Origin of the sequence: Nonomuraea sp. NPDC049649 (assembly GCF_040675175.1) — a bacterium.
In the GTDB taxonomy this organism is placed as follows: Bacteria; Actinomycetota; Actinomycetes; order Streptosporangiales; family Streptosporangiaceae; genus Nonomuraea.
Window position 1 is genome coordinate 66,103 of record NZ_JBFAOH010000005.1, and the last position, 20,818, is coordinate 86,920.

General features: G+C 72.4%; 16 protein-coding genes. 15 read left to right on the forward strand and 1 reads right to left on the reverse strand.

Features of this window, described 5'->3' with window-relative positions; all coding sequences use genetic code 11:
* Nucleotides 1-17 precede the first annotated feature (17 nt).
* From AB0J42_RS09185 to AB0J42_RS09255, 15 genes are all read left to right on the forward strand, one after another.
* The gene (locus tag AB0J42_RS09185; protein WP_364291110.1) at nt 18-1,550 is read left to right on the forward strand and encodes a UDP-N-acetylmuramoyl-L-alanyl-D-glutamate--2,6-diaminopimelate ligase; all 1,533 of its coding nucleotides are present in this window, start codon (nt 18-20) and stop codon (nt 1,548-1,550) included.
* A complete protein-coding gene (gene murF, locus AB0J42_RS09190; RefSeq protein WP_364290632.1) occupies nt 1,547-2,965 on the forward strand; it encodes a UDP-N-acetylmuramoyl-tripeptide--D-alanyl-D-alanine ligase in 1,419 nt (472 codons plus the stop codon). The genes AB0J42_RS09185 and murF overlap by 4 nt, the downstream gene beginning before the upstream one ends.
* Nucleotides 2,962-4,017 (forward strand): phospho-N-acetylmuramoyl-pentapeptide-transferase, encoded by a 1,056-nt coding sequence (mraY, locus tag AB0J42_RS09195; RefSeq protein WP_364290634.1) that lies wholly within the window; start codon nt 2,962-2,964, stop codon nt 4,015-4,017. Before murF ends, mraY begins: the two co-directional genes overlap by 4 nt.
* Entirely contained in the window at nt 4,017-5,381 is a 1,365-nt protein-coding gene (gene murD, locus AB0J42_RS09200) for a UDP-N-acetylmuramoyl-L-alanine--D-glutamate ligase (protein ID WP_364290636.1), read from the forward strand. Before mraY ends, murD begins: the two co-directional genes overlap by 1 nt.
* Nucleotides 5,378-6,670, forward strand: a complete 1,293-nt coding sequence (gene ftsW / locus AB0J42_RS09205) for a putative lipid II flippase FtsW (protein WP_364290638.1) — start codon at nt 5,378-5,380, stop codon at nt 6,668-6,670. Before murD ends, ftsW begins: the two co-directional genes overlap by 4 nt.
* Before the next feature lie 12 nt (nt 6,671-6,682).
* Nucleotides 6,683-7,762, forward strand: coding sequence for an undecaprenyldiphospho-muramoylpentapeptide beta-N-acetylglucosaminyltransferase (gene murG, locus AB0J42_RS09210; RefSeq protein WP_364290640.1), 1,080 nt, complete (start codon nt 6,683-6,685; stop codon nt 7,760-7,762).
* Nucleotides 7,759-9,168: a UDP-N-acetylmuramate--L-alanine ligase gene (murC, locus tag AB0J42_RS09215; protein ID WP_364290642.1), complete on the forward strand. Its 1,410-nt coding sequence runs from the start codon at nt 7,759-7,761 to the stop codon at nt 9,166-9,168. The genes murG and murC overlap by 4 nt, the downstream gene beginning before the upstream one ends.
* Before the next feature lie 12 nt (nt 9,169-9,180).
* Entirely contained in the window at nt 9,181-9,843 is a 663-nt protein-coding gene (locus AB0J42_RS09220; RefSeq protein WP_364290644.1) for an FtsQ-type POTRA domain-containing protein, read from the forward strand.
* Between the two features lie 369 nt (nt 9,844-10,212).
* Complete coding sequence (gene ftsZ / locus AB0J42_RS09225; protein ID WP_364290645.1) at nt 10,213-11,745, forward strand: cell division protein FtsZ; 1,533 nt, start codon at nt 10,213-10,215, stop codon at nt 11,743-11,745.
* 215 nt (nt 11,746-11,960) lie between these two features.
* Complete coding sequence (locus tag AB0J42_RS09230; RefSeq protein WP_364290647.1) at nt 11,961-12,653, forward strand: YggS family pyridoxal phosphate-dependent enzyme; 693 nt, start codon at nt 11,961-11,963, stop codon at nt 12,651-12,653.
* A 138-nt stretch (nt 12,654-12,791) separates the two neighbouring features.
* Entirely contained in the window at nt 12,792-13,292 is a 501-nt protein-coding gene (gene sepF / locus AB0J42_RS09235; RefSeq protein ID WP_364290649.1) for a cell division protein SepF, read from the forward strand.
* 80 nt (nt 13,293-13,372) lie between these two features.
* On the forward strand, nt 13,373-13,663 hold the full coding sequence (locus AB0J42_RS09240; protein ID WP_364290651.1) for a YggT family protein: 291 nt from the start codon (nt 13,373-13,375) through the stop codon (nt 13,661-13,663).
* A gap of 105 nt (nt 13,664-13,768) precedes the next feature.
* On the forward strand, nt 13,769-14,653 hold the full coding sequence (locus AB0J42_RS09245; RefSeq protein WP_364290653.1) for a DivIVA domain-containing protein: 885 nt from the start codon (nt 13,769-13,771) through the stop codon (nt 14,651-14,653).
* A gap of 76 nt (nt 14,654-14,729) precedes the next feature.
* Entirely contained in the window at nt 14,730-16,700 is a 1,971-nt protein-coding gene (locus tag AB0J42_RS09250) for a hypothetical protein (RefSeq protein WP_364290655.1), read from the forward strand.
* 169 nt (nt 16,701-16,869) lie between these two features.
* The gene (locus AB0J42_RS09255) at nt 16,870-17,340 is read left to right on the forward strand and encodes an MBL fold metallo-hydrolase (RefSeq protein ID WP_364290657.1); all 471 of its coding nucleotides are present in this window, start codon (nt 16,870-16,872) and stop codon (nt 17,338-17,340) included.
* Nucleotides 17,341-17,457: 117 nt separating this feature from the next.
* Here the strand turns inward: AB0J42_RS09255 and ileS are convergent, their stop codons facing one another.
* Nucleotides 17,458-20,607 (reverse strand): isoleucine--tRNA ligase, encoded by a 3,150-nt coding sequence (ileS, locus tag AB0J42_RS09260; protein ID WP_364290659.1) that lies wholly within the window; start codon nt 20,605-20,607, stop codon nt 17,458-17,460.
* Nucleotides 20,608-20,818 lie beyond the last annotated feature (211 nt).

The window sequence follows — 20,818 nt, forward strand, 5'->3', positions numbered from 1 at the left end:
CCGTGCGACCCCCGTCCATGCGTCCGACCGAAAGCCCGCCGCGCCCGCTGACCGCGCTGGCGACCATGCTCGATGCCGAGACCGGCACCGCGCGGTCGCCGCATGCCGCGATCACCGGCGTCACCCACGACTCCCGCCAGGTCCGGCGCGGAGATCTCTACGTCGCGCTCCGCGGTGAGCGCGCGCACGGCGCCGACTTCGCCGCCGATGCCATGGCCCGCGGCGCCGTGGCCGTCCTGACCGATCCGGCGGGCCGCGAGGCCGCCGTCGCCACCGGCCTGCCGGTGCTCGTCGTGACCGACCCGCGGTCCCTGCTGGGCCAGGTCGCCGCCTGGGTCTACGGCCACCCGGCCCAGGACATCGCGGTGCTCGGCGTCACCGGCACCAGCGGCAAGTCCACCACCACGTTCCTGCTGGAGGCGGGGCTGCGCGCGGCGGGCCTGCGGACCGGCCTGGTGGGCGGCGTCGAGATCCACGCCGGCGACCTGTGTTTCGAGCCCCGGCTCACCACGCCGGAGGCGTCGGAGCTGCACGGCCTGTTCGGGCTCATGCGCGAGCAGGGCGTCACCGCCGCCGCGATGGAGGTCTCCAGTCACGCGCTGGCGCTCAACCGCATCGACGGGATCTTCTACGACGTGGCGCTGTTCACCAACCTGTCGCAGGACCACCTCGACTTCCACAAGGACTTCGACGACTACTTCGCCACCAAGGCCAGGCTCTTTCAGCCCGAGCTGAGCCGGATCGGCGTGACCAATGTCGACGACCCTCACGGGCGGGAGCTGCTGCGCCTGGCCAAGGTCCCGATGACCACGTTCTCCGCCCAGGGCGACCCGGACGCGGAGTGGCGGGCGCTCGACGTCCGGCTCGGTGCCGACGGCAGCGCCTTCCGGATCGTCGGCCCCGGCGGCGTCGAGGCCGACGCGCAGATCGCGCTGCCCGGCCCGTTCAACGTCGCCAACGCGCTCGGCGCCGTCGTCACTCTGGTCGAGGCCGGGGTGCCGCTGCAGACCGCGGTGCACGGCGTGGGCGCACTCACCGGCGTGCCGGGCCGGATGGAACGGGTGACCGGCCCCGGCGACGCGTTCACCGCGATCGTCGACTACTCGCACAAACCCGGCGCGGTGGAGTCGGTGCTGCACTCGCTGCGCGAGGTGACCGCGGGCCGGCTCACCGTCGTGCTCGGCTGCGGCGGCGACCGCGACCGGGGCAAACGCCCGCTCATGGGCGAGGCCGCCGCCCGGCTGGCCGATGTGGCGGTTCTCACCAGTGACAACCCCCGCTCGGAGGATCCGCTGGCCATCCTCGCCGCGATGATGGAAGGAGTCCTGCGGGTTCCCCGTGAGGAGCGCGCTCATGTGATCATTGAGCCCGACCGCGCGGCCGCCATCGACCTCGCGGTGAACCGCGCCGCGCGCGGTGACGTCATAGTCGTGGCAGGCAAGGGCCACGAGCAGGGCCAGTACGTTTCAGGTGAGGTGATCCCCTTCGACGACAGGGAGGTGGTCGCCGCAGCGATCGACGCACGCAAGGAAAGCAGGAAGCACGAATGATCCCGTTGCCTCTGGCCAGGATCGCCGAGATAACCTCGGGCGCGCTGTCAGGCATGGCCGACCCCCGCGCCGTGGTGCGCGGCCCCGTCGTGATCGACTCGCGGGCCGTGGAGCCGGGATCCCTCTTCGTCGCGTTCAGAGGCGCCCGGGCCGACGGGCACGACTACGCGGCGCAGGCCGTGCGGGACGGCGCCGTGGCGGTGCTGGCCGGCCGCCCCGTCGAGGCGCCCGCCGTGATCGTGCCCGACACGACGGCGGCGCTGGCCGCGCTGGCGACCGCGCAGGCCGCGTCGCTGCCGAAGGCGACCGTGATCGGCGTGACCGGCTCCGCGGGCAAGACCACGACCAAGGACCTGCTGGCGCGGCTGACCGCCAGGGTCGGCCCGACCATCGCCCCGGCGGGCAACCACAACAACGAGATCGGCCACCCGCTCACCGTGCTCAAGGCCGACGCCGCCACCCGCTATCTGGTGCTGGAGCTGAGCGCCCGCCACATCGGCCACATCGCCGACCTGGCCCGCATCGCCCCGCCATCGATCGGCGTGGTGCTCAACGTCGGCACCGCCCACCTCGGCGAGTTCGGCGGCCAGGAGGCCATCGCCAAGGCCAAGGGCGAGCTGGTCGAGGCGCTGCCGCGCACCGGCGTCGCCGTGCTGAACGCCGACGACCCGCTGGTGCGCGCGATGGCCGCGCGCACCGACGCGCGGACCCTCACGTTCGGGCGGAGCGAGCACGCCGCCATCCGCGCCGAGGACGTCACCGCCGACGAGCGCGGGCGCGCCGCGTTCACGCTCCGCACCCCCTCCGGCTCCGCGCCGGTCAAGCTCCGGCTGTACGGGGGACACGCGGTGAGCAACGCGCTGGCCGCCGCCGCCGCGGCCTATGAGGTGGGCCTGCCCGTCGCCGCCATCGCCGAGGAGCTGTCGGCGGCCGAGCCGCGCAGCCGGTGGCGGATGGAGGTCACCGACCGCCCCGACGGCGTGACGATCGTCAACGACGCCTACAACGCCAACCCCGACTCGATGCGGGCCGCCTTCGAGGCGCTCGCCGTGCTCGGGCGCGGCCGGCGCCGCTTCGCCGTCATCGCCTCCCTGCGCGAGCTGGGCGAGGAGAGCGCCGCACTGAACTTCGAGACCGGCCGCCTGGCCGGCGCCGGCGGCCTGGCCGGGATCGTCGTGGCGGGGCCCGACGCCGGCCCGGTCCTCGAAGGCGCCCGCGCCGGGGCCGAGGAAGCCCAGCGGAGCGGCCCCCCGGGCGCGCCCCCGCCGCACATCGTCCACGTGCCCGACGCCGCGGCGGCCGCCGCCGAGCTCGGCCCGTGGCTGCGGCCCGGTGACGTGGTGCTCGTCAAGGGGCCGCGGGCCATGGAGCTGGAGCGCACCGCCGAGCTGCTGCTGGAAGGTGCGGGCCGGTGACGAACATCATCATCGCCGGCGCCGTGGGCCTCGTCCTGTCGATGCTCGGCACCCCCCTGGCCATCCGGGTGTTCTCCAGGCGCGGTTACGGCCAGGAGATCCGCGAGGAGGGCCCGTCCGGCCACCAGGGCAAGCGCGGCACCCCCACCATGGGCGGCACCGTCATCGTGCTCGCCTCGCTGCTCGCCTACGGCGCCTCCCACCTGGCCACGCTGGAGCCGGTCACCGTCTCCGGCCTGCTCGTGCTGTTCCTGATGACCGGGCTCGGCGCCGTCGGCTTCCTCGACGACTTCATCAAGATCTACAAGCAGCGCAGCCTCGGCCTGCGCAGCGGCGCCAAGGCCTTCGGCCAGCTCATCGTGGGCGCGATCTTCGCCGTGCTGGTCACCCAGCAGCCGAACATCTACCAGATCACCCCCGCCGAGCCCCGGCTGTCGTTCCTGCGCGACTTCGGCCCGTCCATCGGCATCGTCGGGTTCACCATCTGGGTGCTCATCATGATCGTCGGGTTCTCCAACGCGGTGAACCTCACCGACGGCCTCGACGGCCTGGCCAGTGGCGCCACCGGCGTGGTGCTCGGCGCGTACGTGCTGATCGGCAACTGGCAGCTCCGCAACAACTGCATCGACCAGCTCGGCCCCAACTGCTACTGGGTGCGCGACCCGCTCGACCTGGCAGTGGTGGCCGCCGCGGTGCTCGGCGCGCTCGTCGGCTTCCTGTGGTGGAACGCCCCGCCCGCGAAGATCTTCATGGGCGACACCGGCTCGCTGGCGCTCGGCGGCGTGCTGGCCGGTCTGGCCATCGCCACCCGCACCCAGCTGCTGCTCATCCTCCTCGCCGGGCTGTGCGTGATCATCACGCTGTCGGTGATCATCCAGGTGGGCTTCTTCAAGATGACCGGCAAACGGGTGTTCCGGATGGCGCCGCTGCAGCACCACTTCGAGCTCAAGGGCTGGGCAGAGACCACGATCGTGGTCCGCTTCTGGCTGATCGCCGGTCTCTGCGCGGCGCTCGGGCTCGGCCTGTTCTACGTCGAATGGATGCCCCGCTGATGAGTGTCACCTGCGTCGCCGGGCTGGGCGTCTCCGGCATCGCCGCGGCCCGGGCGCTGGCCGGGCGGGGCGAGCGCGTCGTGGTCGTGGAGTCCGGCGACGGAGAGCGGCAGCGGGCCGCCGCCGCCGAGCTGTCCGGCCGGGGGGTCGAGGTCCGGTTCGGCCCCCTGGCGCTGCCCGAGGGCGCCGCCCGGCTGGTCACCACCGGCTGGGCGCCGCACCACCCGCTGATCGCCGCGGCGCTGGCGGCGGGCGTCGAGGTGGTCGGCGAGGTGGAGCTGGCCTGGCGGCTGCGGCCCGCCGAGCCCGCGCCCTGGCTGGCGCTCACCGGCACCAACGGCAAGACCACCGCCGTGCGCATGCTCACGGCCATGCTGAGCGCCGCCGGCCACAAGGCCGCCGCCGTCGGCAACGTGGGCGTGCCCGTCGTGGAGGCCGTGCGCGAGCCGTACGACGTCCTCGCGGTCGAGCTGTCCAGTTTCCAGCTCCACTGGTCGGGCACGCTCGCCCCGCACGCCGCGGCGGTGCTCAACGTGGCGCCCGACCACCTCGACTGGCACGGCTCGATGGAGGCGTACACGGCCGACAAGGGGCGCCTGTTCGAGCGGGCCGGCACCGTGATCTACAACGCCGACGACCCCACCTGCGCCCGGCTGGCCGGGCCGTACCCGGGCGCGGTCGGGTTCACCCTGCGCGTCCCCGGCCCCGGGCAGATCGGGCTGGTCGAGGACCTGCTCGTCGACCGGGCCTTCGTCGCCGACCCGGTGGAGGCGGCGGAGGAGCTCGCCACGCTCGCCGACGTGCGCCCGCTCGCGCCGCACAACGTCGCCAACGCCCTCGCCGCCGCCGCGCTGGCCCGCGCGTTCGGCGTGCCCGCGGAGGCGGTACGGCGAGGGCTGCGTGACTTCACGCCCGACCCGCACCGGCTGGCACACGTGGCCCGGGTCGGCGCGGTCGACTACGTGGACGACTCCAAGGCCACCAACCCACACGCCGCCGCGGCCGCGCTGGCGTCCTACCCGTCGATCGTCTGGGTGGCCGGCGGCCAGCTCAAGGGCGCCGACGTGGACGACCTGGTCCGGCAGGCCGCGCCGCGGCTGCGCGGGGCCGTGCTGCTCGGCGCCGACCGGGCCAGGGTCGCCGAAGCTCTCGCGCGACACGCGCCGAATGTCCCCGTCGTGGACATCGATGGTCAGGACACTGGGGTGATGGACCGTGTCGTGACCGAAGCCTCGCGCCTGGCCTCCCCCGGGGACACCGTGCTGCTCTCCCCGGCGGGGGCCTCACTGGACATGTTCCCCGGCTACCCGGCCCGAGGGGAGGCCTTCGCGCGAGCCGTACGCGCCCTGGAGGCGGGCTCGTGAGCACGGCGACCGGCGAGCGCGGCGAGCAGGTCCCGCCCGCCGCGACGCAGCACCCGGCGACCTGGGCCCGCGAGCGGCTCGGCACGCTCAAGGAGCTGCTGGAGAAGCCGCTGGCCACCTACTACCTGATCCTCGGGTGCAGCATGCTGCTGCTGGCGCTCGGGCTGATGATGGTGCTCTCCGCCTCCAGCATCGAGGCGCTGCAGGAGGTCGGCGACCCGTTCTACTGGTTCGTCAAGCAGTCGATGTCGGCGGCCGTGGCGCTGCCCCTCATGTGGCTCTGCACGCGGCTGCCGTACCGGTTCTTCCGCTGGATGGGCTACCCGCTGATGGCGCTGTCGATCATCGCGCTGGTCCTGGTGCTGTTCGTCGGCGCGTCCGAGCTGGGCGCGCAGCGCTGGATCTACATCGGCCCCTTCACTGTCCAGCCGTCCGAGCCGGCCAAGCTCGGGCTGGCGCTGTGGGGGGCCGACCTGCTGGCGCGGCGGGCCCGCAAGGGCCGCATTGAGTGGCGGCAGCTGCTCATCCCGCTGCTGCCCGGCGTGGCCATCCTGGCCATTCTGGTGATGCTCGGCAGCGACCTCGGCACCACGCTCGTGCTGTTCCTGATCTTCCTGGCGCTGCTGTGGACGGTGGGGGCGCCGGTCAAGCTGTTCGGCGGCATCCTGTCGCTCGCCGTGCTGGCCGCGGTGATCATGATCACCGTGGAGCCGTACCGGGTGGCCCGCATGGGCGCCTTCCTCGATCCGTGGGCCGACGCGCAGGGCGCGGGCTACCAGGCCGTGCAGGGGCAGATCGCGATGGGCTCCGGCGGCTGGTTCGGGCTGGGGCTCGGCAACAGCAGGCAGAAGTGGGACTGGCTGCCCCACGGCGAGAGCGACTTCATCTTCGCCATCCTCGGCGAGGAGCTCGGGCTGATGGGCACGCTGCTGGTGGTCGCGCTCTTCGGCCTGCTCGGGTACGCGGGGCTGCGGGTGGCCGCCCGGGTCGACGACGCGTTCGTCCGGCTGGTCTCCGTGGCCATCGTGGCCTGGATCGTCGGCCAGGCCATCGTCAACATGGGGGCCGTGCTCGGGGTCCTGCCGATCACCGGCATCCCGCTGCCGCTGGTCTCCTACGGGGGGTCGGCGCTGCTGCCGACGCTCGCCGCGCTGGGCATGCTGCTGTCGTTCGCCAAGCGGGAGCCGGGGGCGCGCGAGGCTCTGGCGGCGCGTGGCCCCGGACCGGCCGTCCGGGCCCTAAGCTGGCTTGGCCTGGGGGGTATGACCAGAGGCCGAGGAAGACGTTAGGGAGTGACCGACATGAGGGTGGTCCTCGCCGGTGGTGGCACGGCCGGGCACATCGAGCCGGCGCTCGCCCTTGCCGACGCGCTGCGCCGCCTCGACGCGAGCATCGGCGTCACCTGCGTGGGCACCGAGCGCGGGCTGGAGACCCGGCTCGTCCCGGCCCGGGGCTACGACCTGGAGCTGGTGCCCGCCGTGCCGCTGCCCCGGACGCTCACGCCGCAGCTGCTCACCGTCCCCGGCCGCCTCGCCGGGGCGGTCAACGCGGTCGCCGCCGTGCTCGACCGGGTCCAGGCCGACATCCTGGTCGGTTTCGGCGGCTACGTCGCCACCCCCGCCTACCTCGCGGCCAAGCGGCGCGGCCTGCCGATCGTGGTGCACGAGGCCAACCCCCGGCCGGGCCTGGCCAACCGGCTCGGCGCCAAGCTCACCGACCACGTCTTCACCGGCTTCCCCGACGGGGGCGCGCTCCCCAGGGCCGAGTACATCGGCACCCCGCTGCGCCGCGAGATCGTCGAGCTGGACCGGCTGTCCATGGGCGACAAGGCCCGCTCCTGGTTCGGCCTGCAGACCCACCGGCCCACGCTGCTGGTCTTCGGCGGCTCCCAGGGCGCCCGGTCGATCAACGAGGCCGCGCTGGCCGCCGCGCCCGCCCTGCGCGCCGCGGGCGTCCAGGTGCTGCACGTGGTCGGGGCCAAGAACACCGTCGACCACGAGCCGCCGCCCGGCGACCCCCAGTACGTCCTGCTGCCGTACGTCACCCGGATGGACCTCGCCTACGCCGCCGCCGACCTGGTGCTGTGCCGCAGCGGCGCGCTCACCTGTGCCGAGCTGACCGCCGTCGGCCTGCCCGCCGCGTACGTGCCGCTCCCGCACGGGAACGGCGAGCAGCGGATCAACGCCGAGCGCGTCACCGCGGCCGGGGGCGGGGTGCTGGTGGACGACGCCGAGCTGTCAGCCGGATGGATCACCGATCATCTGCTGCCCCTCCTGCACGACCCCGAACGCGTCGCCGCCATGTCGGAGGCCGCCTCGGCGCTGGGCACGAAGGACGCGGACACCATTCTCGCCAGGAAAGTGTTGGAGATAGCCCGATGAGTCTCGTCAAGCTGGTCGATCCCGTCGCCGCCGAAGATCTGGGCCGGGTCCACTTCATCGGCATCGGCGGGTCGGGAATGTCCGGCATCGCGCGCATTCTGCTCAAGCGCGGGGTCCGCGTGTCCGGCAGCGACGCCCGCAGCAGCGACCTGGTCACCGAGCTGCGCGAGCTGGGCGCCACCGTGCACATCGGGCACGCCGCCTCCCACATCAAGGACATCGACACCGTGGTCGTGTCCACCGCCATCCGCGACTCCAACCCCGAGCTGGGCGAGGCGCTCAAGCAGCGGCTCCGGGTCATCCCGCGGGCCGCCGCGCTCGCCTCGGTGATGGCCGGCCGGACCGGTGTGGCGATCGCCGGCACCCACGGCAAGACCACCACCACCTCGATGCTCACCGTCGCCCTGCAGAAGTGCGGCGCCGACCCGTCCTACTGCGTGGGCGGCCAGCTCGTCACCACCGGGCTGGGCGCCGACGAGGGCTCGGGCCGGGTGTTCGTGGCCGAGGCCGACGAGAGCGACGGCTCCTTCCTCATGCTGGCACCGGAGATCGCCGTGGTCACCAACGTGGAGGCCGACCACCTCGACAACTACGGCGACCCGCACGCCGTGCACGACAGCTTCGCCCGGTTCGTCGACCGGGTCGGCACGCTTCTCGTGGCCTGCGCCGACGATCCCGGCGCGGCCGAGGTGGCCGAGGTGGCGCGCCGCCGCGGCAAGCGCGTGGTGACGTACGGGACCGACGCCGACTACCGGATCACCGAGGTCCGGCCCGACGGGTTCGGCACCCTCTTCACCGTCGAGGGGCCGGGCGCGAGCAAGGGCGAGGTGCGGCTGGCCGTCCCGGGCGCCCACAACGCGCTCAACGCCACCGCGGTGATCGCCGTGGCCGACGAGCTGGGGCTGCCGTTCGAGGACATCAGAGACGGGCTGGCGGCCTTCACCGGCGCCAAGCGGCGCTTCGAGGCCAAGGGCGAGGCCGGCGGGGTCGTGGTGATCGACAGCTACGCCCACCACCCGACCGAGCTGGCCGCCGACCTGAAGGCGGCGCGCGACGTGGTCGCCTCCTACTCCGGCCACGGCCGGGTCATCGCGATCTTCCAGCCGCACCTCTACTCGCGCACCCGGTTCTTCGCCAGCGAGTTCGGCGCGGCCCTGGGGCTGGCCGACGAGGCGATCGTGCTGGACGTGTACGGCGCCCGCGAGGATCCCGAGCCGGGCGTCTCCGGTGCCCTGGTGGCCGGGCAGGTCCCGCTGCCCGCCGAGCGGGTGGCCTACGTGCCGGACCGGGCGGAGGTGCCCGGCTTCGTCGCCGAGCGGGCCCGGCCGGGCGACGTCGTGCTCACCATGGGCGCCGGCGATGTCACCGAGCTGGGGCCGCGGATCGTCGCCGCGCTGTCGCGCTGAGCCGGGGGCGCGGTGACCGCTCGCAAGATCTTCCTGGTGCTGCTGACCGCCGGTGTGGTGGGGACTGCGGCGTGGCTGGTGTTCTTCTCTCCGGTGCTCGGAGTCAGGAACGTCGAGATCGTGGGAAATGTCACACTATCGCCTGATGTGATCCGTGAGGCAGCGGCGGTGCCGGAACTGCACCCGCTGGCGACGGTCGATCTCGCCGAGGTCGAGGGCCGGGTCCGCGAGATCCGCCAGGTCGCCTCCGCCAAGGTCGACCGCGTCTGGCCCGTCACGCTCCGCATCGAGGTGGCCGAGCGGGAGCCGGTCGCGCAGATCCCCGCCGGAGACAAGATCGCCGTCATCGACAAGACCGGTGTGGTGATCGAGCTGCGCGACGTGGCGCCCCCGATGCTGCCGGTGCTGAAGGTTGCCCGGCCGGCCGCCGGCGACCCGGCCACGATGGCGGCGCTGGACGTGGTCCGCGGCCTGCCGGCGAGCCTGGCCGGGCGGGTCCGCCAGGTGAGCGCCACGACGGGGGAGGACGTCACGCTGAGCCTGTCCGACGGCCGGACGGTCGTCTGGGGCGGCACCGACCGGCCCGAGGCCAAGGCGCGCATCCTGCGCGGTCTGTTGAAGCGCAAGGCCGAGGTGTACGACGTGAGCTCTCCGGACGTGGTGACCCTCAAGTGATCCAATTCCGGATAAGACGCCGCGAAGCGTCGCCCGTACCCGGGAAACGCGGCGACTTCCCGTCCGGCGCGTCGCCGAGCCTGTGCCGGGCAGCGCGCGCGACATGAGAGCCTGTAGATCGTGAAGAACGGCAGGGAGTTTCCCCGACCAGGCAGGACGCCGGAGCGAAACGGACAGCCCGCGACACGCCGGACGTGCTTGCGGCGCGGTTAGTTGACCCGCCCGGAGCGTAACTCCTACTGTCCGTATCACTCCTCAGGTTGACATAAATCTAAATCTCAACTTGAGGTTGAGAGTTACCCGAACTGAGAATACGCGGAGACGATCCGCACCGAAATGGCAAGTCAACGAGCGGAAAGGCCCCTCGTCGTGGCAGCACCGCAGAACTACCTCGCGGTCATCAAGGTCGTCGGCATCGGCGGCGGCGGAGTCAACGCCGTCAACCGGATGATCGAGGAGGGACTCAAGGGCGTCGAGTTCATCGCGATAAACACCGACGCCCAGGCGCTGCTCATGAGTGACGCCGACGTCAAACTGGACGTGGGCCGTGAGCTCACGCGCGGCCTGGGCGCCGGCGCCAACCCCGATGTGGGCCGCAAGGCGGCCGAGGACCACCGTGAGGAGATCGAGGAGGTCCTCAAGGGGGCCGACATGGTCTTCGTCACGGCGGGCGAGGGCGGCGGCACCGGCACGGGCGGCGCGCCCGTCGTGGCCAACATCGCCCGCTCCCTGGGCGCTCTGACCATAGGCGTGGTCACCCGGCCGTTCAGCTTCGAGGGACGCCGCCGGGCCATGCAGGCCGAGGCCGGGATCGAGACCCTGCGCGACGAGGTCGACACCCTCATCGTGATCCCCAACGACCGGCTGCTGTCGATCTCCGACCGGCAGGTCAGCGTCCTGGACGCGTTCAAGGCCGCCGACCAGGTCCTGCTCTCCGGTGTGCAGGGCATCACCGACCTGATAACCACGCCCGGCCTGATCAACCTCGACTTCGCCGACGTGAAGTCCGTCATGTCCGGCGCCGGTTCGGCGCTGATGGGCATCGGGCACGCGCGCGGCGACGACCGCTCGGTGGCCGCCGCCGAGATGGCGGTCTCCAGCCCGCTGCTGGAGGCCAGCATCGACGGCGCCCACGGCGTGCTGCTGTCGATCGCGGGCGGCTCCGACCTCGGCCTGTTCGAGATCAACGAGGCGGCGCAGCTGGTGTCGATGGCGGCCGCGCCCGACGCCAACATCATCTTCGGCACGGTCATCGACGACGCGCTCGGCGACGAGGTGCGGGTCACCGTGATCGCCGCCGGGTTCGACGAGCTGCCGCCGCCCGACAAGCAGCTGCCGCGCCCGCAGAGCCGTCCCGCCGCCGGATCCGGTGCGAGCGGCTCGGGCGGCCCAGCGAGCGTGCCGCCGTCCGGGCTGCGCTCCAGCACGCCCGCGCCGCCCAAGCCGGAGCCCGCCCGCGCGGAGCCGCGCACGGACTTCCGTCCCGAGCCCCGTACGGACTTCCGCCCGGAGCCGCGCGCCGAGACGCCGAAGCCGGAGCCCGCCCGTCCGGAGCCGCGCACCGACTTCCGTCCCGAGCCGCGTACGGACTTCCGCTCGGAGCCCCGCACCGACTTCCGGCCCGAGCCGCGTACGGAGCCGCGCGCCGAGGCGCCGCGCCCTGAGCCCCGGCCCGAGCCGGTGCGGCCGGTCGAGCCCGCCCCGGAGCCCGCCCCGGCCTCCGCGGCCGACGAGACGCCCGCTGACGGGCCCTCCGGCCCGGTGTCGATCCCGCGCCCCGCCCCGGAGCCCGCCAACCCGCCCACGCCCATCACCTCCCGCATGTCGGAGCCCGGCAAACGTCGCCCGGTGGTCTTCGAGGAGCAGGAGGAGGAACTGGACGTCCCCGACTTCCTCAAGTAGATCCCGACCGGCCGCCGCTCCCTCCGCTTCCCGTGAGGCGGTACAGGAGCGGCGTCGCCGTGTCGGGCCCCGCTCCGGGCCGGGACGGGTACGCGCGAGGCCGCCGTCTAGTCTTGGACCGTGACGAAAGCCTCGCCCGGCCACGACCGCCGGTGGAGCGCACGGCCGCGGGGAGCGGATCACTGATCATCTTGGAACGCAGCGAACGGAGAGGCGTGCGAAAGGAAGAGATCGCCTCGCGCCTGGCCGAGGTGGACGAGCGGATCGCCGAGGCCTGCCGGGCGGCCGGGCGCGACCGCGGCGAGGTGACCCTGATCGCGGTGACCAAGACGTACCCGGCGGACGACGTGCGGATCCTGGCCGAGCTGGGCGTGCGCGACGTGGGGGAGAACCGCGACCAGGAGGCCGCGCCGAAGGCCGCCGAGTGCGCGGGCCTGCCGCTGACCTGGCACTTCGTGGGCCAGCTGCAGACGAACAAGGTCCGCTCGGTGGTGCGCTACGCCGACGTCGTCCACTCGGTCGACCGGGCCCGGCTCGCCACGGCGATCGGCAAGGAGGCCGTCAAGCAGGGCAAGGAGGTCCGCTGCCTGGTGCAGGTGGCGCTCGACGACGAGCCGGGGCGCGGCGGCGTGGCCCCGGCGGGCGTGCCGGAGCTGGCCGACCTGATCGCCGATACGCCCGGCCTGGTGCTCGGCGGGGTCATGGCGGTGGCGCCGCTGGGCGGGGACGCGGCCGCGGCCTTCGCGAGACTGCGCGATGTCGCGCTGGCCGTACAGGACAGGCACCCGCGTGCCACGATGATTTCCTCGGGGATGAGCGGCGACCTGACCGAGGCCGTCGCCCACGGATCGACACACGTACGGGTCGGTACGGCGTTGCTCGGTCGTCGGAAGCTCTTCGTCAGGTAATGTCCCCTCAAGTGGGTCTTCAGGCCCATGATCCGGTAGAGGTCGATCAGCGGTGAGCTCCAAGGGGGTACGGCTACCGCCTCGGACCCGGCGACAGGCCCGAGCGAGTGCGACCATGAGCAGGAGGACGACGTAGCGATGGCCGGCGCGATGCGCAAGATGGCGGTCTACCTCGGTCTCGTGGAGGACGACCGCTACGAGAGGTACGAGACCTACCCTGACGACTACCCGTACGACGACGAGGTGCAGCGTACCGGAGAGGACCGGGCTGTAACGGTCCAGGAGCGGGACGAGGAGGCCGACCCGGCCGTGCCCGCCCCCCGGCCCGCCACCACCGTCCTGGAGCGTCGCACCACCGACCTGGCCCGGATCACGACCCTCCATCCCCGCACGTACAATGAGGCGCGGACCATCGGCGAGCACTTCCGTGACGGCACGCCCGTCATCATGAACCTGACCGAGATGGTCGACAGCGACGCAAAGCGGCTTGTTGATTTCGCGGCAGGTCTTGTCTTTGGCCTACATGGAAGCATTGAACGTGTTACCAACAAGGTGTTCCTGTTGTCCCCTGCCAATGTCGAGGTGACCGCCGAGGACAAGGCTCGAATCGCGGAACGCGGGTTCTTCAACCAGAGTTAGAGTCTCTGTATGTCAATCGGACCCTTCCCGGTCTCGCCGAGACCGGGGGAGCACAGCAGAAGTGGAGGCGCGGCCAGACCGTGGGGATAGTGAGCCAGCTCTTGGTCGTAGTCCTGTCTCTTTACCTGGTGCTTCTCATCGGCAGGATGATCTTCGAGACGGTGCAGGCGTTCGCTCGCTCCTGGCGGCCCACCGGGGCCGTGCTCGTGCTGGCGGAGGTCACGTACACCGCGACCGACCCTCCTCTCAAGTTCCTCCGCCGTTTCATTCCCCCACTCCGGTTGGGTACGGTGGCCTTTGACCTAAGCTTCACAGTCCTCTTCATCGTCGTTCTGATCTTGATCCAGGTCGTAGGATCGTTCGGTCCGTGACGAGGTCTGCAGGGCACCTGGTCATGATCCAACTCGTGTCCGCGCTGAAGTGATTCGGGTTATCGTCCCTCCGGACAGACTCCAAGCGCGCCAAGGAGACCAAAAATGCCGCTTACGCCCGCTGATGTGCGGAACAAGCAGTTCAGCACCACCCGGCTGCGACCGGGCTACGACGAGGAAGAGGTCGACGCTTTTCTCGACGAGGTCGAGGCCGAGCTTGACCGCCTGATCCAAGAGAACGAGGAGCTGCGCGCCAAGCTCTCCGAGTGCATGCGCGGCAAGGTGCCCGGTGGTATGAACATGCCCATGGCCTCCGCGCCGGTGCAGGAGCAGCCCAAGCCCGAGATGATGGCGCCGCCGCAGCCCGAGCCCGTGCGCGCGCCCGAGCCGCAGCAGCACCCGCAGCAGCAGCAGCCGCAGCCGGTCCCGGTGGGCATGAACATGCCGCCCGCCGAGGACAACATGGACACCGCCGCCCGCGTGCTCGCCCTCGCCCAGCAGACGGCCGACCAGGCGATCGCCGACGCCCGCCGGGAGGCGGACGAGACGGTGACCCGGGCCCGCCGCGAGGCCGACGAGATCCTGACCAAAGCGCGCCGCCAGGCCGAGCAGGTCATCGGCGACGCCCGCGCCCGCGCCGAGACGCTGGAGCGCGACGCCCAGGAGCGTCACCGCCAGGCCATGGGCTCCCTCGTCCAGACCCGCGACGAGCTGGAGCGCAAGGTCGAGGAGCTGCGCAGCTTCGAACGCGAGTACCGCAGCCGCCTGAAGCTCTACCTGGAGAACCAGCTCGCCGAGCTCAACGTCGCGGCCGAGGGCAGCGGCGGCTTCCCCGTCATGTCGGGCGGCCCCGGTGGCCAGCCGGCCATGTCGCACGCCGCGCAGCAGGGTGGTCAGCAGCCTCTGCCCGGCGGTGCCAACCCGTTCGCCGGCGACGCCCCGCAGGGCGCCTTCCCCGGCGGTGACGGCCCCCACAACGAGCGCCGGTAAGGTGTAGCGGGTCACACCCAGGACCCGTCACCCGAAAGAGCCCCTAGTGATCCTTATCAGTGCTGGTTTGGTGCTCGTGGCAGTGATTCTGCTGATCGCGGGCTTCGTACTGGCAAAACCGTTCCTGATCATGTGGTCCATCGTGGTCAGCGTGCTGTCCGCGCTGTTCCTCGTGATCGGAGCGCTGCTACGGCGTCACGAGCTGTTTCCCGGTGGTGGGCAGGCCGCAGTGCCGGCCGACCCCCCTCCTCCGGCGGGGCTCGTGCCTCCGGGCATCACGCCGTACCCCCAGACCGGCCCCCTGGGGCCGCAGCCGTCGGACCGTCCGCAGCCCTACCCGCGGACGGCGACCGTGCCGTCACCCGCGCCCGGCGTCCCCACGCCGCACCGGCCCGCGACCGGGGGGATCTCCCCCGACGCGATCGTGCTGGTGATCCCCGGGCGCAAGCGGTACCACGTCCATGGCTGCCGGCAACTGGCCGGGCGGGATCACGAGGAACTGACCTACGAGGAGGCACGCGAAGAGGGCTTCACGCCCTGCACCGCATGCCTGCCCGACGCCGCGCTCGGCGGGCGGCAACTGCCTCCCGTCGACGACTCAGAGCCGGCCGAGAGCCTGGCCGGACCCTCCGAGCCGACCCGCGACCTCCGGCCGCCGGTCGTCCAGCCGAAGCCCGCCGCGAAGGCTTCCACCCCCGCTTCGGAGCCCGCCGCCTCCCCTGTGGGAGCGGGCAGATCCGCCCGTGACCCCCAGGCCGAGGATCCGAAGCCGTCCGGCCGTGACCCCCGGGCCGAGGATCCGAAGCCCTCCGGCCGTGCCGCGCCAGAGGCGCCGTCGCCCGCCGCCGACGCGCCGGACCCCACGACTTCCCGCACCGCCGCCTCCGCCGAGCAGACGCGCCCGGTTCAGGCGCCCGGTGCCCGTACTCCTTCGGAGCAGGAGCCCGGCAAGCCCGCCGAGGGAGCCCGTCCGGCGCAGCCTTCCGGCCGCTCGACGCAAGGGCCCGGCCGTAGTGCCCAGCGTCCCGGCCGGCCGTCCCAGGAGCAGGGCAAGCGTCCGTACGCGCCGCCCCCGCCGGACGACGATGCCGACTCGGACTCCGACTCCGACACCCGCCCGCAGCCCCGCGTGACCGCCGACGGCACCCCCGTGCCGCAGCGTCCCGGCCCTGCGGAGCGCGACTCCACGCCTTCCAAGCCCGGGGCCGGCCCCCGCGAAGACCGGCCCGGTGCGCGGCCCTCTGCCAAGGGCGGCCAGCCCGAACCCGGCAAGCCCGGCACCCCGGCCAAGGCGGCCTCTTCCCGGCAGGACCGTCCGGGACAGGGCGATGCCAAGGCGCAGGACCGTCCGGGACAAGGTGATGCCAAGGCCGGATCCTCGCCCAAGGCGGCCTCCTCCGGGCAGGACCGTCCGGGACAGGGCGACGCCAAGGCCGGATCCTCCCCCAAGGCGGCCTCCTCCGGGCAGGACCGCCCTGGACAGGGTGGTGCCAAGCCCGGAGGCGCCGCTTCCGGGGCAGGCTCTTCCGGTCGTGAGCGGCCTGCGTCCCGTGACGACAAGCCTGAGGGTGGCGCGAAGGGGTCTTCCGGCCCGTCTACCCAGGGTTCCGCCCAGGGCAAGCCCGGGTCTTCGGAGGGGGAGTCCTCGTCCGGCGCTGGGGAGACTGTCAGGACACGCTCCCTGTTCGAGCCCGCCTCACCCGCCAAGGGCGGAAAGCGGCCGGAGCCCTCGGCCGGGCAGTCCAAGGGTGCCACTCCTCGTGACAGCGGCCCGAAGGCGGAGAACGGCAGGACCGCGCCCGGTGGTAAGCCGGACTCCGGAGGCAAGAAGGACCGCGAGCCCGCTGAGAAGGGCGACGCCGCCGAGGCGAAGCGGGCCAGGACGGTCAAGGTCATCGTCGGCACCCGTCGCCACCACACCGTCGACTGCCCGTTGATCAAGGGGGCGGTCGGCGTGGACGTGGAGACCATGACCCTCAGCCAGGCGGAGGACGCCGGTCTGACCGCCTGCTCCGTCTGCCAGCTCGACCGCCAGACCGTCGGCTGACCTCACCTCTTCACCTCGACAGGGTTGCCCCCGGACTGCGCGGTGGGCATGCCGGACGTCTTGCGTCGCCCCTGGGCGCCGGTTACTCACTGATCGGGCGGGTGCGGGCGTCGCCTTCGCATGATCGCACGATCGCGCGGCCGGACCGGGCGGACGGCAGAATGAGGCGATGAGGATGACCAAGTACGGTCACGCCTGCGTACGTCTGGAAAAGCACTCCAGAGCCCTGGTCGTCGATCCTGGGGCGATGACGCCCGAACCGGAGGCGCTGGAGGGCGCCGAGGCGGTGCTGATCACGCACGAGCACTTCGACGCCGGCCGCCTGCGTGAGCATCCCGGCCTGCCCGTCTACACCTGTCCGGGGGTGGCACGCCACCTGACGGAGTTCGGGGACCGGGTACGGGTGGTGGAGGACGGGGACGTGCTGGACGTCGCCGGGTTCCGGATGACGGTCGTGGGGGAGAAGCACCACGTCAGCCATCCCGACGTGCCGCCGGTCGACAACGTGGGGTTCCTGGTCGACGGGGAGGTGTTCCACCCCGGTGACGCGCTGACCGTGGTGGAGGTGCCGACGCTGCTGGTGCAGGGGGCAGACGCCGAGTTCCGGCGCCTGCCCGTCGGCGGCTCCGTGGAGATCTGACCGGCCCGTGGGGGTGCCCCCGCCGGACGGGCAGACGGGGGAAACCCCGGATGACTGGCCGGCCCGGGATGTCCCAAGTGACCAGTCGGGTCCCAGAGGCGGGGACGTCCCGGGCGGTCAGGCGCGGCGGAGCTGGAAGGTGAGGCCGAGGTCGGCGTCGGTGTGCGCCGGAAGGCCGGGCTCCTCGCCTTCCGTGACCGACGTCGCCAGGACCTCGTCCGCGACCGTCTGGCCGCCCTCGCGCAGCGCCGTGGCCAGGTCGTCGCCGTCGGCGCGCCACCACAGGGAGATCCGGTCGGTGATGGACAGGCCCGTCGCCTTGCGGGCCTCCTGCACCAGGCGGATCACCTCGCGCAGCAGCCCGGCCCGGCGCAGCGCGTCGTCCAGCTCCAGGTCGAGCGCCACCGTCTCGCCGGTGCCGGTGTCGAAGGCGCCCGTCTCGACCGCCCAGCCGGAGCGCGGCTGCTCGGTGACGATCACCTCGTCGGGGCCGAGCGTCACCTCGCCCAGCTCCCCGGCCTCCAGCGTCACGCTCTCGCCCGAGCGGAGCGTCCGCGCCACCGACGCCGGGTCGGCCGCGCCCACCGCGGCGGCCACCAGCTTGGTCTGCGGCCCGAACCGCTTGCCCAGCGCCCGGAAGTTCGGCTTGACCGTGTAGGAGACCAGGTCGGCGCTGAAGCCCGACATGTCCTCCAGGGCCTGGACGTTCAGCTCGTCCGCGATCAGGTCACGCAGCTCGCCCGGCAGCGCCGGCCAGCCCTGCGCCCCCACCAGGGCGCGGCGGAGCGGCTGGCGGGTCTTCACGCCGGAGGAGGCACGGGCCGAGCGGCCCAGCTCCACCAGCCGCCGCACCAGCGCCATCTGCTCCGACAGCTCCGGGTTCAGCAGGTCCTGGCGGACCTCCGGCCAGGCGGTCAGGTGGACCGAGGACGGCTGGTCGCCGGCGCGCAGCACGTCCCACAGGTAGTCGGTGACGAACGGCGTGAGCGGCGCCAGCAGCCGGGTCACCGTCTCCAGGCACTCGTACAGGGTGGCGAACGCCTCCCGCGACCCCTGCCAGAACCGGCGGCGCGAGCGGCGCACGTACCAGTTGGACAGGTCGTCGAGGAACTCCGACAGCCTGCGCCCGGCCCGCTGGGTGTCGTAGACGTCCAGCGCGGCCGTCACCTCGGCGACCGTGCGGTGCAGCTCGGCCAGCGCCCACCGGTCGAGCAGCGGCCGGTCGGCCGCGGGCGGCGCCGACGCCAGGTCGGCCGGGGACCACTCCTCGGCATTGGCGTAGAGGGTGAAGAAGGAGGCGGTGTTCCAGTAGGTCAGCAGGACCTTGCGGACGATCTCCTCCAGCGCGCCGTGGCCGACCCGGCGGGCCGACCAGGGCGAGCCCGCGCAGGCCATGAACCAGCGCAGCGCGTCGGCGCCGTGCTGCTCCATCAGCGGCAGCGGCTCCAGCACGTTGCCGAGGTGCTTGCTCATCTTGCGCCCGTCCTCGGCCAGGATCAGCCCGAGGCAGAGCACGTTCTCGTACGAGGACTGCCCGAACACGAGCGTCCCCACGGCCATCAGCGAGTAGAACCAGCCGCGCGTCTGGTCGGTCGCCTCGCAGATGAACTGTGCGGGGTAGACGCCCTCCGGCTTGCCGGGCTTGCCCCACTGGGCGAACGGCATCGAGCCCGAGTCGTACCAGGCGTCGATCACGTCGGGCACCCGGCGGGCCTCGGCGGAGCAGGTCGGGCAGGGGAAGGTCACGTCGTCCACGAACGGCCGGTGCGGGTCGAGCGCCGACAGGTCGCGGCCGGCCAGCTCGCCCAGCTCCGCCAGCGAGCCGACGCAGGTCACGTGGGACTCGTCGGCCGAGCAGACCCAGAGCGGCAGCGGCGTGCCCCAGTAGCGGGAGCGCGACAGCGACCAGTCGACGTTGTTGCGCAGCCACTCGCCGTAGCGGCCCCACTTGATCGTGTCGGGGAACCAGTTGGTCTTGGCGTTCTCCTCCAGCAGCTGGTCCTTGACCGCGGTGGTGCGGATGTACCAGGACGGCAGCGCGTAGTAGAGCAGCGGCGTGTGGCAGCGCCAGCAGTGCGGGTAGCTGTGCTCGAAGTGGCCGCCGCGGAAGAGCAGGCCGCGCTCGCGCAGGTCGTCGGTGAGCCGCTCGTCGGCGTCCTTGAAGAACACCCCGCCCACCAGGGGCACGTCGTCCAGGAAGCACCCGTCGGGGCCGACCGGGTTGACCACCGGCATCCCGTACTTCTTGATCACCGTGAGGTCGTCGGCGCCGAACGCGGGGGCCTGGTGGACCAGGCCGGTGCCGTCCTCGACGGTCACGTAGTCGCCGAGCACCACGTAGTGGGCGTCGGGGATGTCGACCAGCTCGAACGGGCGCTCGTAGGTGGTGTGCTCCAGCTCGCGGCCGGTGAAGCGGGCCACCTCCGTGGCGTCCTCGCCGAGCACCTGGGCCAGCAGCGGCTCGGCCACCACCAGCACCTCGCCGTCGCCGGTGCGGGCGGCCACGTAGGTCACGTCCGGGTGGACGGCCACGGCGGTGTTGGACACCAGCGTCCACGGCGTGGTCGTCCAGATGAGCAACTTGGCGCCCAGCTCGGCCAGCGGCCCCGAGGTCGCCGGCATCCGCACGTACACCGACGGGCTGGAGACGGTCTCGTAGCCGCCCGGCTGGCCCAGCTCGTGGTCGGACAGCCCGGTGCTGCAGCGCGGGCAGTAAGGAGTGATCCGGAAGTCGCGGAACAGCAGGCCCTTGTCGAAGATGACCTTCAGCGACCACCAGACGGCCTCGATGTAGGCCGGGTCCATCGTCCGGTAGGCGGTCGACAGGTCGATCCAGTAGCCCATCCGCTCGGTGAGCTGCTCGAACGCGTCGACGTGGCGCAGCACCGACTCACGGCAGCGGGCGTTGAACTCGGCGATCCCGTAGGACTCGATGTCCTTCTTGCCGGAGAGACCGAGCTCCTTCTCCACGGCGACCTCGACGGGCAGGCCGTGGCAGTCCCAGCCGGCCTTGCGCGGCACGCTGTAGCCGCGCATCGACTTGTAGCGGGGGAAGATGTCCTTGAAGACGCGGGCCTCGACGTGGTGGACGCCGGGCACGCCGTTGGCGGTGGGCGGGCCCTCGTAGAACACCCAGGTCGGGTTGCCCTCGTTCTGCTGGACGGAACGCTCGAAGATCTTCCCGTCGCGCCAGCGGTCCAGGACCTCACGCTCAAGCGCGGGCAGGTCGACCTGCGCGGGAAGGGAGCGGAACGATGGCGAAGACATGTCGGGCGTGACCTCCACGCGTTGTCCAGAACCGGCAGACAGTGCGCGAAGGGACGAAGCCGAGACCGGCCCCGCGGTACCACCCTCCTTGGCCTCAGCGAGTGAGACCCTCTTCATTTGGCTGCTGCCGGGTCTAATGAGCTCGATCGAGCCGTTCTTCCGGCGGCTCCGGGGCGATGCCCCTCCGCGCGTCCTCAGCAGGACGGGGGAG